Below are 13,225 nucleotides of genomic sequence, written 5' to 3'. Positions count from 1 at the left end.
TACTTTATTTCTGATCTTTTAAAATAACCGTTGTAAAATATCCCGCAGATTCATCCAGTTTCTGAATATCTTCACAAACTTTTTGATCTTTCATCCCACAATTCACAACAGCATATGCTTTTGCCTGCCCAGATGACTCAAGTTCCAGTAATTTTTTCTTTACTTCGCCAATCTTTCCGGCAGACTTCATTAACACTTTTGTTCCATCTTCTTTCGTGATCTCTTTCTCATCATAACATCCTGGAAGAATATGGATATTTTCATTTCTTGTTCCAAGAGAAAGTTCCAACGTCGCTGCCACCGCACAAAAAGATGGAACACCATTCACAATTTCTGCTTCATATCCATCCTTTCGCACATGAGCGTGAATCGTCATATAGCTACCATAAACCGTTGGATCTCCAAGATTTAAAAAGGCAATATTTTTTCCTTTATCCATAAAAGACTCTAAGAGGGCACTTCCTTTTTGATACGCACTCTCAAGTTTTTTCTCATCTGTCGTCATCGGAACCGGAATACAAACAATTTCTTTTTCCTCAATCAAAGGAACGGCACCCTTTGCAATCTGATAGGCCGTACAAGTTTCCTTTTTCCTTGATGGAATTCCGATGATTTCACATGATTCTATGATTTTTACCGCCTTCAGCGTCAAAAGTTGTGGATCTCCCGGTCCAACGCCGACACCATATAATTTTCCTGCCATATTGCTTCCCCTGTCTATCTATTTTGAAAGGTCACAAATTTTCCGGTATTTTTCAAGATAAATCTTACGAAACTGTGGATACTCTCCAAGTCCCTTGATATGAATTTCCACTTCATATCCGGCTTTTTTTAACATTGTCGCATAGGACTCTTCTTCATCTCCTGCCATATCATTTTTTGCGTGATCCCCTGCAACAACCATAAACGGATATAATATCACCTTTTTTTTCTGTTCCATTGCTTCTAAATGCTGCATAGCATCAGAAAGATCCGGTTTTGCTTCCACTGAAGCAATCCTTACATAAAAAAGGCCCGCTTTTTTTAATGCTTCATTCATCTGTGCATAACGAATATTGGCCGCATCTTCACTTCCATGCCCCATTAGAATATATTCATAGGAGTCTTCAAAAGAAAACATTTCTTTTAAGACAGGAACCAGTGACTGACAGTCTTCTTCTTTATCAAGAACCGGTGTTGTAACTTTAATATTTTTAAATTGATCCTTATAATGATCGATGATTCCAAGAATTTTCTGATACTCAATTCCAGGAATCATATGAGTGACAACAACAAAAAGATCTGTGACTTCTTTTTCCACTGCTTTTTGAAGTGCTTGATCAACCGTATCAATTTCTATTCCTTCCTTAGAGAGTTTATCAAGAATCATGCCACTTGTATAGGCTTCATCGATAAAATCTTCTTTTTTTTCCTGTACAATATCCTGATAAATTGCACGAAGGCTGTTTTGTCTCGCATCTGCATGGCTTGTTCCAAAGCTAACGACGATCGTCCCTGTCTTCATATTTTTTCCTTTCTACCATCTTTCCAAGCTGGAATGCAAGAATCCCAACCCCGATTCCAGTTTGAACACAAAACAGAAGACTTTCCACTTCCCCTGGAATTTCTCCATGTAATGCTTTTTCAAAAACTGGTGTAAACCATGGTTTATATCCTTTTCCCTGAATTTCTTCAATTTTCTGACTTCCCGCATCATCAGATCCTCCAAATTCTGCACCCTGAAGTGCAAACAGAGGAATAATAATAATAGCTGCTGCTGCAATCAAAAGCAAAATCATTGTCTTTACATTTTTCTTCTTCATTGTATTTCCTCCTTATTCTGCTTCTTTAAATCCGATTGCTCCAAGTTCTGGTTTTGCATAAGTTTCCAAAGCAATCATGATCATAACTGTTAAAATTCCTTCAAGAATGGCCAATGGAAGCTGTGTTGGAGCAAAGACTCCTAGAAACTGAACTGCTGATTTTGCAACTCCACCATGTGCACTTGGATATGCAAGTGCAAGCTGAATACTTGTTACACAATAAGTAAATAAATCTCCAATTGCAGCTGCAAGGAAAATACTTACTTTACGATTTACATTACACTTCTTTAATCCATGATAAATACCATAAGATACTAAAGGTCCTGCAATTGCCATAGAAAATGTATTCGCTCCAAGAGTTGTTAATCCACCATGAGCAAGTAAAATTGCCTGGAATAATAATACGATGATTCCAAGAATACTAACAATTCCTGGTCCAAATAAAATAGCTCCAAGTCCGGTTCCAGTCATATGAGAACAACTTCCGGTTACAGATGGAATTTTCAATGCAGATAGAACAAAAATAAATGCTCCCGCCATAGCAAGCATTGTCATTGATTTTCTGTTATTTTTTGTCATTTTTTGCATTCCAAAAAATCCCTTTACAAGAAACGGAATACAAATTACACCCCAGAGAATACAGTAAGAAGGTGGTAAATATCCTTCCATAATATGCATTGCATGAACATTTGGACAGACTGCAAAAGCAATCGCAAATGCCACACTCCACTGAAAAATTTTCTTTTGTTTCTTTGTCATTGTTAAAATCCTCCCTTTTTGACACAATGAGTTAGTTTCTTCTATTTATATATAAAAATCCTCTTGGATTTTTTTTGCTGCTTCTTTTGCTGTTTTGGGTGGATTAATTTCTTCTGGAACAATCTTTTGATCCACCAAAGCCTCCCATATTGTCATAATGGAAGGTTGCTTTAAATGCGCACGCTCTAAGACATCTTCTCTATGAAAAATTTCATCTGGTGTTCCATCTGCGATAATATCTCCATCACAAAACACAAGAATTCTTGTTGAAAAACGATAGGCAAATTCTACATCATGTGTTGCAATGATCAATGTCTTTCCATCCTCATGAATTCGATTTAAAACCTCTTCTACATTTTGTGCATTCACCGGATCTAATGCTGCCATTGGTTCGTCAAAAATCAAAACTTCCGGTTGCATAGCAAGAATATCCGCAATACTCACTCTTTTTTTCTCACCACCGCTTAAATAGTGCGGTGCACGATTTATAAAATCCCCAAGCTCCATATAGGCAACGGCATCCTCTACTCTTTTTTCCACCTCTTGCCTGGAAAGGCCCAAATTCATTGGTCCAAAAGAAATTTCTGCCTTTACATTTGATGCAATCATCTGGCTATCCGCATCCTGAAATACAAACCCTACTTTTTCATGAAGCTTTAAAAAATTCTTTTTTCCCATCTTTTCTCCGTGAAAAAAAATAGTTCCATCATCCGGCTGCAAAACTCCATTTAAATTCAAAAAAAATGTTGATTTTCCAGCTCCATTACAGCCCATAACCGCAATCTTTTCACCTTTTCGAATGCTAACATTTATTTTCTTTAATACCTGCTTTTCCTCATAAGAAAAAGACAGATCTTTTGTCTCTATTATCGTTTTTTCCATATTTTCATCCTAACATTGTTTAAAAATAATCACTAACACTACAAAAAAAACTAAACTTCCAACAACCTGCCACCATAAAACCGGATGTTCTTCTGTTAAAAATAATAATTCTCCATGATATCCTCTTGCCTCCATAGCATCTGCATATGCATTCGCTTTTTTCATCGATAGGAAAAATAAATTTCCACCCATCATAGCAAAACTTTTCATGGAAATTCGAAAATTTCGATATCCAAGTCTGGCTTTCGCTGCCGTCTGCATCTGTGCCGCTACATCAAACAGAAGGAAAATATATCGATAAATTAAATTCATCAAATCTGCAAGCATTACAGGCAGGTGTACTTTTTTAAGCACTACAATGATCTCATGTACTGGCGTTGAAAAAGAAAGCATATATAGTGTACTCATTCCGGCAAGTCCCTTAAAAAACACTCCAATGGCACGATCTACACTTGTTTTTGTAAAACATAAATAAAAAAAGTGAAACGATAGATTCCATGTACCAAGTGCGTGAAAAGAAACCTCACATGCAATCGCAAGAGCACTAATCACCAAAAAAACGAACGGTACCATCATATAACGTCGATAAATCTTCCATGGCGTCTTTCCACAAAAAAGTGTCAAACTACTCATAACCACAAGTGACACCAAGGAAATTGGCAAACGATTCAATCCTATGATAAAACATAGCGTAACCACACAGACAATGACTTTCCATTCTCTATTCCATGTATTCATTTTTGATTGATAAGCATAATAATCAATTTGCATTTTTTTCTCCTAAAATGAAAAAATCCCATTTGAACCATATCTTCGGTTACAAACGGGTATCAGAAAGAATCCTTCGAATATTTTATTACTTTTTCAAAGGATCTGTCTCTTAGTGTCCGTCGACCGCAGAACTAAAAGTTACGCATAAAAAGGCAGGTCTTCTGACTTCGCATCCACATGTTTCTCTGTCTTCCCATTTTTCAACAGTGACTACCCAAAGGCACAAAAAACACTCCGCTTACACAGCAACGGGATTGTCCAGGATTCTCACCTGATTCCCTATTATCCTGACCTATTTCTGTCAGGCACCTTCTTATGTTCAATTTTTCGCAACTTTCTCAGTATAGCATAGGAAAAAAAGAACTGCAAGACTCTTGTTAATAATTTGACAAGAATCCTGCAGTTTCTTCATTGATAAAATAACATCTGCTTTCCTTCCGGATTGATTCGATAATGTTTTCGATAAATCAACTTGGAAATTGGCACAAACGTATATCCTTGTTTCTTTAATTTACGGATGATCTGTGGCAATGCTTTTTTTGTACACTTTGTTCCAGTATGCATCAAAATGATTCCACCAGGCGCCAACTTTTTATGTTCACATACTTTTTTGATCAAGTCTTCTGGTTGTGGTTCTTGCCAATCAAGACTATCAATTGACCACTGAATACTATAGTACCCCATTTTTTCTGCATTTTTTATCACACGGCTGTCATAATCTCCATATGGAGGCCGAAATAAATCCATTGACATCCCAAGAAGTCCTTTTACTTTATCATCTGCTCCTCTGATTTCTTCCTGCTGCTCCTGATCAGAAAGCTTTGTCATATATTTATGACGATCTCCATGATTTCCAATATCATGTCCTGCTTTTGAAACACGTTTTACATCTTCTGGAAATCGACGAATCCAATCTCCACAAAAGAAAAAGGTGGCTACCACATCCTCCTTTTTCAAGATTTCAAGGATTTCTTTCATATCTTCGTTTCCCCAGGCAACATCAAAGGTAAGACTTAATACTTTTTTCTTTGTATCCACACAGTAAATCGGAAGCTTTCTTGCATCACTTTCACTCCAGACATATACATTGTTCTTCAAAAATTTCACAGAATTCTCCTGAATACGATTTGCCCGAAAAAAAACGCCAAATCCTAGAATAACCATTCCAAAAACCAGATATTTCCAAAAAACTTTCATTTCAGATTTCCCATCTTTTCCTCTAGTTTATGTCATATCAAATACAAACATTCCTACAATCAAAAAGAGCAATTCCTATCTAATTTAATGCTCCTTAGCAATTATACTGCGAAAAGATTTTAATCATCGTCTATCTATTTTTAATATTCTTCTTATTTTTATCTGATACTTTCATCTTTTATACACTGCAAAATTACGACCAACAAACACAGACTAACTTTCTTTCAATCCGTGTTTGTTGATATAGCACATTTTCTTTTTATTTTTTTATAACAAGAGTATCATACCCTTTTTGACGAAGCTCATTTTCCAATTTTACAGCTTCATCTAGCGTATCAAATTCTCCAAGCTGTACAGCATAATATGGTTCTTCATAAACAATATCCCCATCATATCCTTGTGCTAACGCTTCATTTAATGCATAGCGAGCATTTGAAAAATTGCTGTACAATCCAATCTGCACCCGATAGATTCCCCTCAGTGCCTGCTGTCCACTTCCAATTGTCTTCATAATTCCATCTGCAATCGCCTTTGCAATGTCCCCAAAACGTTCATCAAAAAGTTGATTATCCTGATCTGAATTGATAAAACCAGCCTCGATTAAAATTGCTGGTATATCGGTCCTTCGAAGAACCGCAAGATTTGGACGTTCCCTTACCCCAATATTTCGAAACCCAATATCTTCGAGATTTGCATTGATATTTCTTGCCATTTCGGCTTTTCTTCCACTGTCATCAAATACCAATGTTTCTACTCCATGATATTGATTCGCATTCGGACTTGCATTTCTATGGAAAGAAATAAAATAATCTGCCCCACTTTCATTTCCAATTCTTGCTTTTTGTGTCGGTGACTGATAAATATCACTCTGTCTTGTATAAGAAACTGGAATTCCGTTTTGTGAAAGAATCTCTCCTACTGCAAGTGCAAGACGGAGATTATCATCCTTTTCTTTTCTTCTATTATATTGTGCACCAGCGTCATATCCACCATGCCCGGCATCTAAAATGACTCCTGCCATCGTAAACCTCACATCTATTTCTCTTCTGATAAGATATGCACTGTTTTAAGATTTGTGTACCAAATTATGGTACAATATAAAATGTAGGGAAAAAAATTTATACAAACAGGAGAAACTAAAGATTATGAATCATATCAAAGCAGTTATGTGTGATATTGACGGCACCCTTTTAAACGATCATGGCATCATTACTTTCAAAACAATCCAAGCAATCCAATCACTTCGAGACCACGGTATTTTATTTGGTATTTCCACCGGAAGAGATGTTCCTAGTATTAAACGCCTATTTCCCATCTGGGGCATCGATGGAATGGTCGATATGATCGTTGGAAGCAATGGTGGAGAAATTTATGATTATGCTTATGACCACTATGAGCAAAATTATCCTTTAGATGGCCGACTAATTCAAGATATTATCAAACACTTTCAAGATATGGATGTCAATTTTTGTATTCATGGAGATGGCGTCCTATACACCCCAAAGGAAGATAACTTAATAAAAGAGCTTTCTAAAACCGATCAACTTCCTTATAAAGTTATTGATTTTGATAAATTTTTAAGAAAACCACAGTTAAAACTTCTAATCGTATGCAATCCAAAAGTAATGCCCGAGGTCATTAAGCGTAGTAAGACTTTCCACAGTGAAAAGTTTAAATCTGCCTGTCTTCAGACAAGCAAATTGCTTTTTGAATATATGGATCCAAGAATTTCTAAAGCTTTTGGTCTAAAAAAAGTCATGGAACTTCATCATTTTTCGATGGATAATCTTTGCACATTTGGAGATGCTGATAATGATTATGATATGACATTACATGCTGGTGTTGGCGTTGTCATGGCAAACGGAAGTAAGAAGACAAAAAGTGTTGCTGATTATATCACCGAAGATAACAATCATGATGGGATTGCAAACTTTATTGAAAAACACTTATTATTAAGATAGATGAAAAAAGGTCGAATGTCCTCCTTAGAAATCATATATCTCTTTAGGAATTCGACCTTCTTTTTATTTTTTATAAAATACTAGAGTTGTTTTCCCTTTTCCTTTTCCATAAGTTAGTCTTAGTTTTTTCTTTTTATTTTTTCTTATAAACTGATATTTAATTTTTTGTGTCTTGTGCATCTTTCCCCATCCAACAGGAGGATCGAAATCTTCAGAATTTTTACATTTTAAAGTAAGTTCCTTTTTAGAATTGATGACCATCTTTCCTTCAATTCCTGGATTTCCAGCTTCTACATCATACATTATAAAGTTTCCATTCTTTTTAACGACTAATCTCAAATACCCAGAATATAAATTTTTATGTTCCAGTGGTGTCTTTTCACAGTTCCATTCTCCACAAAATGGCTGAATGCTCTTTTTCTTTGGCTGATTTTTTTCTTTACACCCAATCATTATGCCAAAACATAAAATTGTAACGAAGAAAATAACTCTTTTTTTCATTCTTTCTCTCCCTTCCTTCTCGATTTACCAACCTTTTTTATTATCTCAATCATAACATATCCAAAAAGAAAAGGATCCTCTTTTACAAAAAAGCAGAGAACAAAATTCCACAAAAGGCTCCGCAGCTATCAATGAATACATCAAAAACTTTTCCTTCTCGTCCAGGGACGAAAAGCTGATGGATCTCATCCGTAGATGCATAACCGGTACAAATCAATTGTGCAGTTAACATCGCCTTTTTTCGATTATCTATATCACAAGATACTGCCCGATAAGTAAAAAATCCGAGCACAGCATATTCTGTAAAATGTGCAGTTTTTCTTACAAATGTATGAACATTTTTCGCATGCATCATAAGATCAGCGGATGATTGAATCTGAAAAATTCCAATCCAGCCTAGAAATTTTGCTAATTCTTTTGCATAATGAATGCTCATGTTAGAGGAAGTTGTTCCATTTTTTGCAGAGAAAGAAAAAATAAGAACCATCAAAACGGCTGTTATCCCCCAGTATAACAGCCGTTTTGTATTTTTATGAAAGTTCTTCATACAAAGCCCCTATAGACGGTTTGCATACATTTTATCAAAGTAATTTGCATACTCCCCAGATAAAATGTTCTGCCACCAGTCTTTGTTATCTAAATACCATTGAATTGTCTGCGCAATTCCAGTATCAAAGTTATATTTTGGTTTCCATCCAAGTTCTGTCTCAAGTTTGGTTGGATCAATTGCATAACGCATATCATGTCCAGGACGATCCGTTACAAATTTAATCAGGCTTTCTGGTTTATCCAGTGCTTTTAAAATCGTCTTTACAACTTCTAAGTTTGTACGTTCATTATGTCCTCCGACATTATAAACTTCTCCAACTTTTCCATGATGAATAATCAAATCAATTGCTTCGCAATGATCCGATACATGCAGCCAATCACGAACATTTTCTCCTTTTCCATATACTGGAAGTTCCTCATCTGCCAGCGCACGACTAATCATTAATGGAATTAATTTTTCTGGGAAATGATATGGTCCATAATTATTCGAACATCTAGAAATTGTTACTGGAAGTCCAAATGTTCGATAATAAGCTAATACAAACAGATCAGCACTTGCCTTCGAACTGCTGTATGGACTTGATGTATGAAGCGGTGTTTCTTCTGTAAAGAATAAATCCGGGCGATCTAATGGAAGATCTCCATAAACTTCATCTGTGGATACTTGATGATAACGTTTCACACCATATTTTTTTGCTGCATCTAACAATACAACCGTTCCTTCTACATTGGTTTTTACAAAAATGGAAGGATCCTCAATCGAACGATCTACATGACTTTCTGCTGCAAAGTTCACAACAATATCAAATTTTTCTTTTTCAAACAGATCCATAATAAATGGACGATCTGCGATATCTCCTTTGACAAACTTATAATTTGGTTTGTCTTCTACTGGTTTTAATGTCTCTAAATTTCCTGCATATGTCAACAAATCAAGATTTACAATCTCATCTTCTGGATATTTATTCACCATATGATGAACAAAATTTCCTCCAATAAATCCGGCTCCACCGGTTACTAATATTTTCATTTTTTTCTCCTACTTATCCAAAAATTTTCCTGCAACAACATCCAGTAGATATTGTCCATACTGATTTTTCTTTAATGGTTCAATGTCTGTTAATAGCTGATCTTTTGTGATCCAGTGATTTAGATATGCGATCTCTTCCAAACATGCAATTTTTCTATGCTGATGTGTTTCTACTGTTTTCACAAAATTAGTCGCTTCTACCAAGGATTCATGTGTTCCTGTATCCAGCCATGTAAATCCTTGACCAAGTAATTCAACTTCCAGTTCTCCATTTTCTAAATAAATTTTATTTAAATCTGTAATTTCCAGCTCTCCTCTGGCAGATGGTTTAAGCTGCTTCGCATATTCTACCACACGATTATCATAAAAGTACAGACCAGTTACACAATAATTAGATTTTGGTTTTTCTGGTTTTTCTTCGATCGAAATTGCTTTTCCATCGGAATCAAATTCAACAATTCCAAAACGTTCCGGATCATCCACATAATATCCAAATACGGTAGCTCCCTGTTTTTTATTTGCCGCACGCAACAGTCTTTTTTTCAGTCCATGTCCATGGAAAATATTATCTCCAAGTACCATCGCAACATTATCATCCCCAATAAAATCTTCCCCAATGATAAATGCCTGAGCAAGTCCATCTGGAGATGGTTGTACAGCATAAGATAAATGAATTCCAAATTGATGACCATCTCCTAATAAGGAGTCGAATCTTGGAGTATCATCCGGTGTGGAAATAATTAAAATATCACGAATCCCAGCATTCATTAATACAGAAAGCGGATAATAAATCATTGGTTTATCATAGATTGGCAATAACTGTTTCGATGTTACCATTGTTAATGGGTACAGTCTTGTACCGGAACCTCCGGCAAGTATAATTCCTTTCATTTGTTTCCCTTTCTCCCCGTGGGCATTTTAAAATTTAAATGTATCTTTTAACCCTTTCCACTTCTGATCTTTTTCAGAAATGATTAGATCAACTCCTTCTTCTAATGGCCATTCAACGCCAATTTCAGGATCATTCCATGCAAGTCCTCCTTCATCTCCAGGATGATAGAAATCTGTACATTTATAGCAAAATTCTGCTTCATCAGAAAGCACTAAAAAACCATGAGCAAATCCTTCTGGAATATAAAACTGTTTCATATTTTCTGCCGATAGTTCTACACCAAACCATTTTCCATAAGTTTTAGATTCTGATCTTAAATCAACGGCAACATCAAATACTTTTCCCCGAACTACACGAACAAGTTTTCCTTGTGGATACTGTTTCTGGAAATGAAGTCCACGGAGTACACCTCTTGTAGACATTGACTGATTGTCCTGTACGAAAACCATATCAAGTCCCGCTTCTTTCATATCATTTTGATTATAAGTTTCTACAAAATATCCTCTTTCATCTTTAAAAACTGTTGGCTCAATCACATAAAGTCCTTCAATTTCACAAGGTGTTACTGTAATTTTTCCCATGATAATTCTCCTTTTTCTTAATACTCAATTTCTTTTAAATATCTACTTAAAGCATCCTGCCAAGACGGTAACGGAGTAAATCCATTTTCTACGAGTTTACTCTTATCCATACGACTATTCTCCGGGCGTTTTGCTTTCGCTGGATATTCATCGCTGCTTACCGGTGCAACTGATACCTTCATTCCTGCTTGCTTAAAAATTTCACATGCAAACTCATACCATGTACAAAGCCCTTCGTTGGTTGCATGATATCTTCCATATTTTTCTGTCTGAATCATATCTACTAAAAGTCTTGCAAGATCATAAGTATATGTTGGTGAACCCGTCTGATCATTGACAACAGTTAAATGATCATGAGTTTTTCCAAGATTTAACATTGTTTTAATAAAATTCTTTCCATTAACTCCAAATACCCATGCAATACGGACTGTAAAAAATTTTTTTACATGTTTCTCAACCGCAAGTTCTCCTTCATATTTTGTCTGTCCATAGATATTTAATGGTTCTCTCTCATCATCCGGCTTCCATGGACGGCTTCCCTTTCCATTAAATACATAATCTGTACTAATATACATCATTTTAATGTCTAACTCTTCACAGACTTTTGCAATATTTTCCGTTCCTTCTGCATTAACTTTTCTGCAAATATCAACATTATCTTCTGCCGCATCTACCGCTGTATAGGCCGCACAATGAATCACCGCATCTGGTGCTGCCTTTGTAATGACTTTTCTCACCTGATCAGCATTGGTAATATCCATTTCTTCAATATCTACACCGACCGCTTCGATTCCACGACTTGCAAGTTCATTCATCACATCATAACCGAGCTGGCCTTTAACTCCTGTAACAAAAACTTTCATAATTCCTCCTTATTAAGATTTACATTTACAAATAAAAATTCCAGCAGATTTTGTAATTTTCATCACACCTTCTGCCGCTATCTTCTTTCTCACAAAATCTTTAAATTCTATATAACGATGATTCAAATATTCCTGCTGATTTCCATGACAGGAAAGAATATAAGAAATTAAAGGTTCCGGCTGATCAACAAGCAATTCGTCTTCATAATCAACTTCTTCTACTGATGAAAAAACTTCTTCTAACTGTTTTTTCCCATTTTCCAATCCAAAAACATCATATAAACGATGATCTGATAACGTAATTCTTTCATCAAAGTCTTTCATCAGCTTTGTAATTTCCTGCATATGACTGCTTCCATAAGTACTGCATACAAATACTCCATCTGACTTCATCACTCTTCGAATCTCTTTCAGTGCCTTCTTCCTATCCTCCAAATAAAACAACACATGATTTGCAATCACCTTGTCAAACGAAGCGTCTTCTTTCAAAATCTTCCTGCAATCGATCGTTTCATAAGAAATCTGTCCATTTCCATCACCCACATATTTTCTTGCATCTTTCACCATTCCTTGCGATTGATCAGATAAAATCACATGAACCCCTTCCGGTAAATCATTTTCATGTCCCTTCCAAAGTTCTCCATTTCCACATCCAAGCTCTAATACTTGATCCTTTTTTTGTAAATTTAAATGATCATAAATCCAATCAAACCATGGAATCGGATTTTGAGAATATTTCTGATGAAGATTGATTCGGATATCTAAATTCGAAGCGTTCTTATACTGTTCTACCAATCCATGTTCCATATTTGTCACATGCAGCAGATTAATCATTTCATTCCAATCAATTTTTTGTGCATGTTCCATCTGCTCTTCCATATCTCTCAAAGAGTGTTCCACCATCTTTAAATGTTCCATCTTTTTTTGAACAAGGTACAGCTGCAAACCAATAGATTCCCGAATAAAATCCTGATCTTCATCATTGATTGTCATCGTCATAATCTCTTCCAAAGAAAAACCAAGATATTTCAATGACAAAATTTTCTGAAGCTTTGCAAAATCCGCATCTGTATACAATCTATAACCATTTTCTGCAATCTTACTCGGCTTTAAAATTCCCTGACGATCATAATAGCGAACGGTTCTTAATGTTACATTTGCCTTCTTTGCAAACTCTCCGGATGTATAATATCCATCTTTCGTCATCAAAACACCCCCTTTGTCTCTATAGACTATCATAAAGGGTGACGTAAGGGAATGGTCAAGCAAATTTTTACAAAAAATAGGCTTCGCCTATTCAACTCCCCTGCCCCTCAATCGAGGGCACTGAAAAAGTAGATAATACCGTCTATATTTGGTACAATGTATCTATCAAATATAGGCGGTGTTTTTATGATCGAACAACAGCAGAAATTGGTGCTAAGTCCATACATGGAA

Annotated in this window: 16 protein-coding genes and 1 riboswitch; of the genes, 1 reads left to right on the top strand and 15 read right to left on the bottom strand. The window is 35.7% G+C overall.

Going from position 1 to position 13,225, the window contains the following annotated elements; genetic code table 11:
- Positions 1–4: 4 nt before the first annotated feature.
- The 8 genes from cobI to KQI71_RS08095 all read right to left on the bottom strand — a co-directional run bounded on the left by cobI (position 5) and on the right by KQI71_RS08095 (position 6,432).
- Positions 5–703, bottom strand: a complete 699-nt coding sequence (cobI, locus tag KQI71_RS08130; protein WP_216435416.1) for a precorrin-2 C(20)-methyltransferase — start codon at positions 701–703, stop codon at positions 5–7.
- 18 nt (positions 704–721) lie between these two features.
- Positions 722–1,504: a sirohydrochlorin cobaltochelatase gene (locus tag KQI71_RS08125; RefSeq protein WP_216435415.1), complete on the bottom strand. Its 783-nt coding sequence runs from the start codon at positions 1,502–1,504 to the stop codon at positions 722–724.
- Positions 1,479–1,802: an energy-coupling factor ABC transporter substrate-binding protein gene (locus tag KQI71_RS08120; protein ID WP_216435414.1), complete on the bottom strand. Its 324-nt coding sequence runs from the start codon at positions 1,800–1,802 to the stop codon at positions 1,479–1,481. Before KQI71_RS08120 ends, KQI71_RS08125 begins: the two co-directional genes overlap by 26 nt.
- Before the next feature lie 12 nt (positions 1,803–1,814).
- Entirely contained in the window at positions 1,815–2,561 is a 747-nt protein-coding gene (locus KQI71_RS08115) for an energy-coupling factor ABC transporter permease (protein WP_216435413.1), read from the bottom strand.
- A 45-nt stretch (positions 2,562–2,606) separates the two neighbouring features.
- Complete coding sequence (locus tag KQI71_RS08110; RefSeq protein ID WP_216435412.1) at positions 2,607–3,443, bottom strand: energy-coupling factor ABC transporter ATP-binding protein; 837 nt, start codon at positions 3,441–3,443, stop codon at positions 2,607–2,609.
- Between the two features lie 9 nt (positions 3,444–3,452).
- On the bottom strand, positions 3,453–4,214 hold the full coding sequence (gene cbiQ / locus KQI71_RS08105; protein ID WP_216435411.1) for a cobalt ECF transporter T component CbiQ: 762 nt from the start codon (positions 4,212–4,214) through the stop codon (positions 3,453–3,455).
- A 134-nt stretch (positions 4,215–4,348) separates the two neighbouring features.
- Positions 4,349–4,542, bottom strand: a riboswitch (cobalamin riboswitch).
- Positions 4,543–4,622: 80 nt separating this feature from the next.
- A complete protein-coding gene (locus KQI71_RS08100; protein ID WP_330655372.1) occupies positions 4,623–5,321 on the bottom strand; it encodes a polysaccharide deacetylase family protein in 699 nt (232 codons plus the stop codon).
- A gap of 349 nt (positions 5,322–5,670) precedes the next feature.
- Positions 5,671–6,432: an N-acetylmuramoyl-L-alanine amidase gene (locus KQI71_RS08095; protein ID WP_216435470.1), complete on the bottom strand. Its 762-nt coding sequence runs from the start codon at positions 6,430–6,432 to the stop codon at positions 5,671–5,673.
- Positions 6,433–6,556: 124 nt separating this feature from the next.
- Between KQI71_RS08095 and KQI71_RS08090 the strand changes: the two genes are divergently transcribed.
- Positions 6,557–7,372 (top strand): HAD family hydrolase, encoded by an 816-nt coding sequence (locus KQI71_RS08090; protein ID WP_216435410.1) that lies wholly within the window; start codon positions 6,557–6,559, stop codon positions 7,370–7,372.
- Positions 7,373–7,435: 63 nt separating this feature from the next.
- On the opposite strand, the gene KQI71_RS08085 is transcribed toward KQI71_RS08090, so the two are convergent.
- The 7 genes from KQI71_RS08085 to KQI71_RS08055 form a co-directional block, all read right to left on the bottom strand.
- Entirely contained in the window at positions 7,436–7,873 is a 438-nt protein-coding gene (locus KQI71_RS08085) for a hypothetical protein (protein ID WP_216435409.1), read from the bottom strand.
- An 82-nt stretch (positions 7,874–7,955) separates the two neighbouring features.
- Positions 7,956–8,420: a VanZ family protein gene (locus tag KQI71_RS08080; RefSeq protein ID WP_216435408.1), complete on the bottom strand. Its 465-nt coding sequence runs from the start codon at positions 8,418–8,420 to the stop codon at positions 7,956–7,958.
- A 9-nt stretch (positions 8,421–8,429) separates the two neighbouring features.
- Positions 8,430–9,452 (bottom strand): dTDP-glucose 4,6-dehydratase, encoded by a 1,023-nt coding sequence (rfbB, locus tag KQI71_RS08075; protein WP_216435407.1) that lies wholly within the window; start codon positions 9,450–9,452, stop codon positions 8,430–8,432.
- A gap of 9 nt (positions 9,453–9,461) precedes the next feature.
- Positions 9,462–10,343, bottom strand: coding sequence for a glucose-1-phosphate thymidylyltransferase RfbA (gene rfbA / locus KQI71_RS08070; protein WP_216435406.1), 882 nt, complete (start codon positions 10,341–10,343; stop codon positions 9,462–9,464).
- Positions 10,344–10,370: 27 nt separating this feature from the next.
- Positions 10,371–10,925: a dTDP-4-dehydrorhamnose 3,5-epimerase gene (gene rfbC, locus KQI71_RS08065; protein ID WP_216435405.1), complete on the bottom strand. Its 555-nt coding sequence runs from the start codon at positions 10,923–10,925 to the stop codon at positions 10,371–10,373.
- A gap of 17 nt (positions 10,926–10,942) precedes the next feature.
- Entirely contained in the window at positions 10,943–11,788 is an 846-nt protein-coding gene (rfbD, locus tag KQI71_RS08060; protein WP_216435404.1) for a dTDP-4-dehydrorhamnose reductase, read from the bottom strand.
- A 12-nt stretch (positions 11,789–11,800) separates the two neighbouring features.
- On the bottom strand, positions 11,801–12,994 hold the full coding sequence (locus KQI71_RS08055; protein ID WP_216435403.1) for a MerR family transcriptional regulator: 1,194 nt from the start codon (positions 12,992–12,994) through the stop codon (positions 11,801–11,803).
- Positions 12,995–13,225 lie beyond the last annotated feature (231 nt).

The sequence above is a fragment of the Anaerostipes sp. MSJ-23 genome (genome assembly GCF_018918155.1).
Lineage (GTDB): Bacteria > Bacillota > Clostridia > Lachnospirales > Lachnospiraceae > Anaerostipes.
This window is presented reverse-complemented; position numbering and strand designations above follow the sequence as displayed.

Excerpts from the sequence above, each read along its gene's own strand:
- rfbD (WP_216435404.1), bottom strand. The coding sequence starts at position 11,788 with ATGAAAGTTTTTGTTACAGGAGTTAAAGGCCAGCTCGGTTATGATGTG.
- KQI71_RS08120 (WP_216435414.1), bottom strand. The coding sequence starts at position 1,802 with ATGAAGAAGAAAAATGTAAAGACAATGATTTTGCTTTTGATTGCAGCA.
- rfbA (WP_216435406.1), bottom strand. The coding sequence starts at position 10,343 with ATGAAAGGAATTATACTTGCCGGAGGTTCCGGTACAAGACTGTACCCA.
- cbiQ (WP_216435411.1), bottom strand. The coding sequence starts at position 4,214 with ATGCAAATTGATTATTATGCTTATCAATCAAAAATGAATACATGGAAT.
- KQI71_RS08080 (WP_216435408.1), bottom strand. The coding sequence starts at position 8,420 with ATGAAGAACTTTCATAAAAATACAAAACGGCTGTTATACTGGGGGATA.
- KQI71_RS08085 (WP_216435409.1), bottom strand. The coding sequence starts at position 7,873 with ATGAAAAAAAGAGTTATTTTCTTCGTTACAATTTTATGTTTTGGCATA.
- KQI71_RS08125 (WP_216435415.1), bottom strand. The coding sequence starts at position 1,504 with ATGAAGACAGGGACGATCGTCGTTAGCTTTGGAACAAGCCATGCAGAT.
- KQI71_RS08115 (WP_216435413.1), bottom strand. The coding sequence starts at position 2,561 with ATGACAAAGAAACAAAAGAAAATTTTTCAGTGGAGTGTGGCATTTGCG.
- cobI (WP_216435416.1), bottom strand. The coding sequence starts at position 703 with ATGGCAGGAAAATTATATGGTGTCGGCGTTGGACCGGGAGATCCACAA.
- KQI71_RS08110 (WP_216435412.1), bottom strand. The coding sequence starts at position 3,443 with ATGGAAAAAACGATAATAGAGACAAAAGATCTGTCTTTTTCTTATGAG.
- KQI71_RS08055 (WP_216435403.1), bottom strand. The coding sequence starts at position 12,994 with ATGACGAAAGATGGATATTATACATCCGGAGAGTTTGCAAAGAAGGCA.
- rfbC (WP_216435405.1), bottom strand. The coding sequence starts at position 10,925 with ATGGGAAAAATTACAGTAACACCTTGTGAAATTGAAGGACTTTATGTG.
- rfbB (WP_216435407.1), bottom strand. The coding sequence starts at position 9,452 with ATGAAAATATTAGTAACCGGTGGAGCCGGATTTATTGGAGGAAATTTT.
- KQI71_RS08090 (WP_216435410.1), top strand. The coding sequence starts at position 6,557 with ATGAATCATATCAAAGCAGTTATGTGTGATATTGACGGCACCCTTTTA.
- KQI71_RS08095 (WP_216435470.1), bottom strand. The coding sequence starts at position 6,432 with ATGGCAGGAGTCATTTTAGATGCCGGGCATGGTGGATATGACGCTGGT.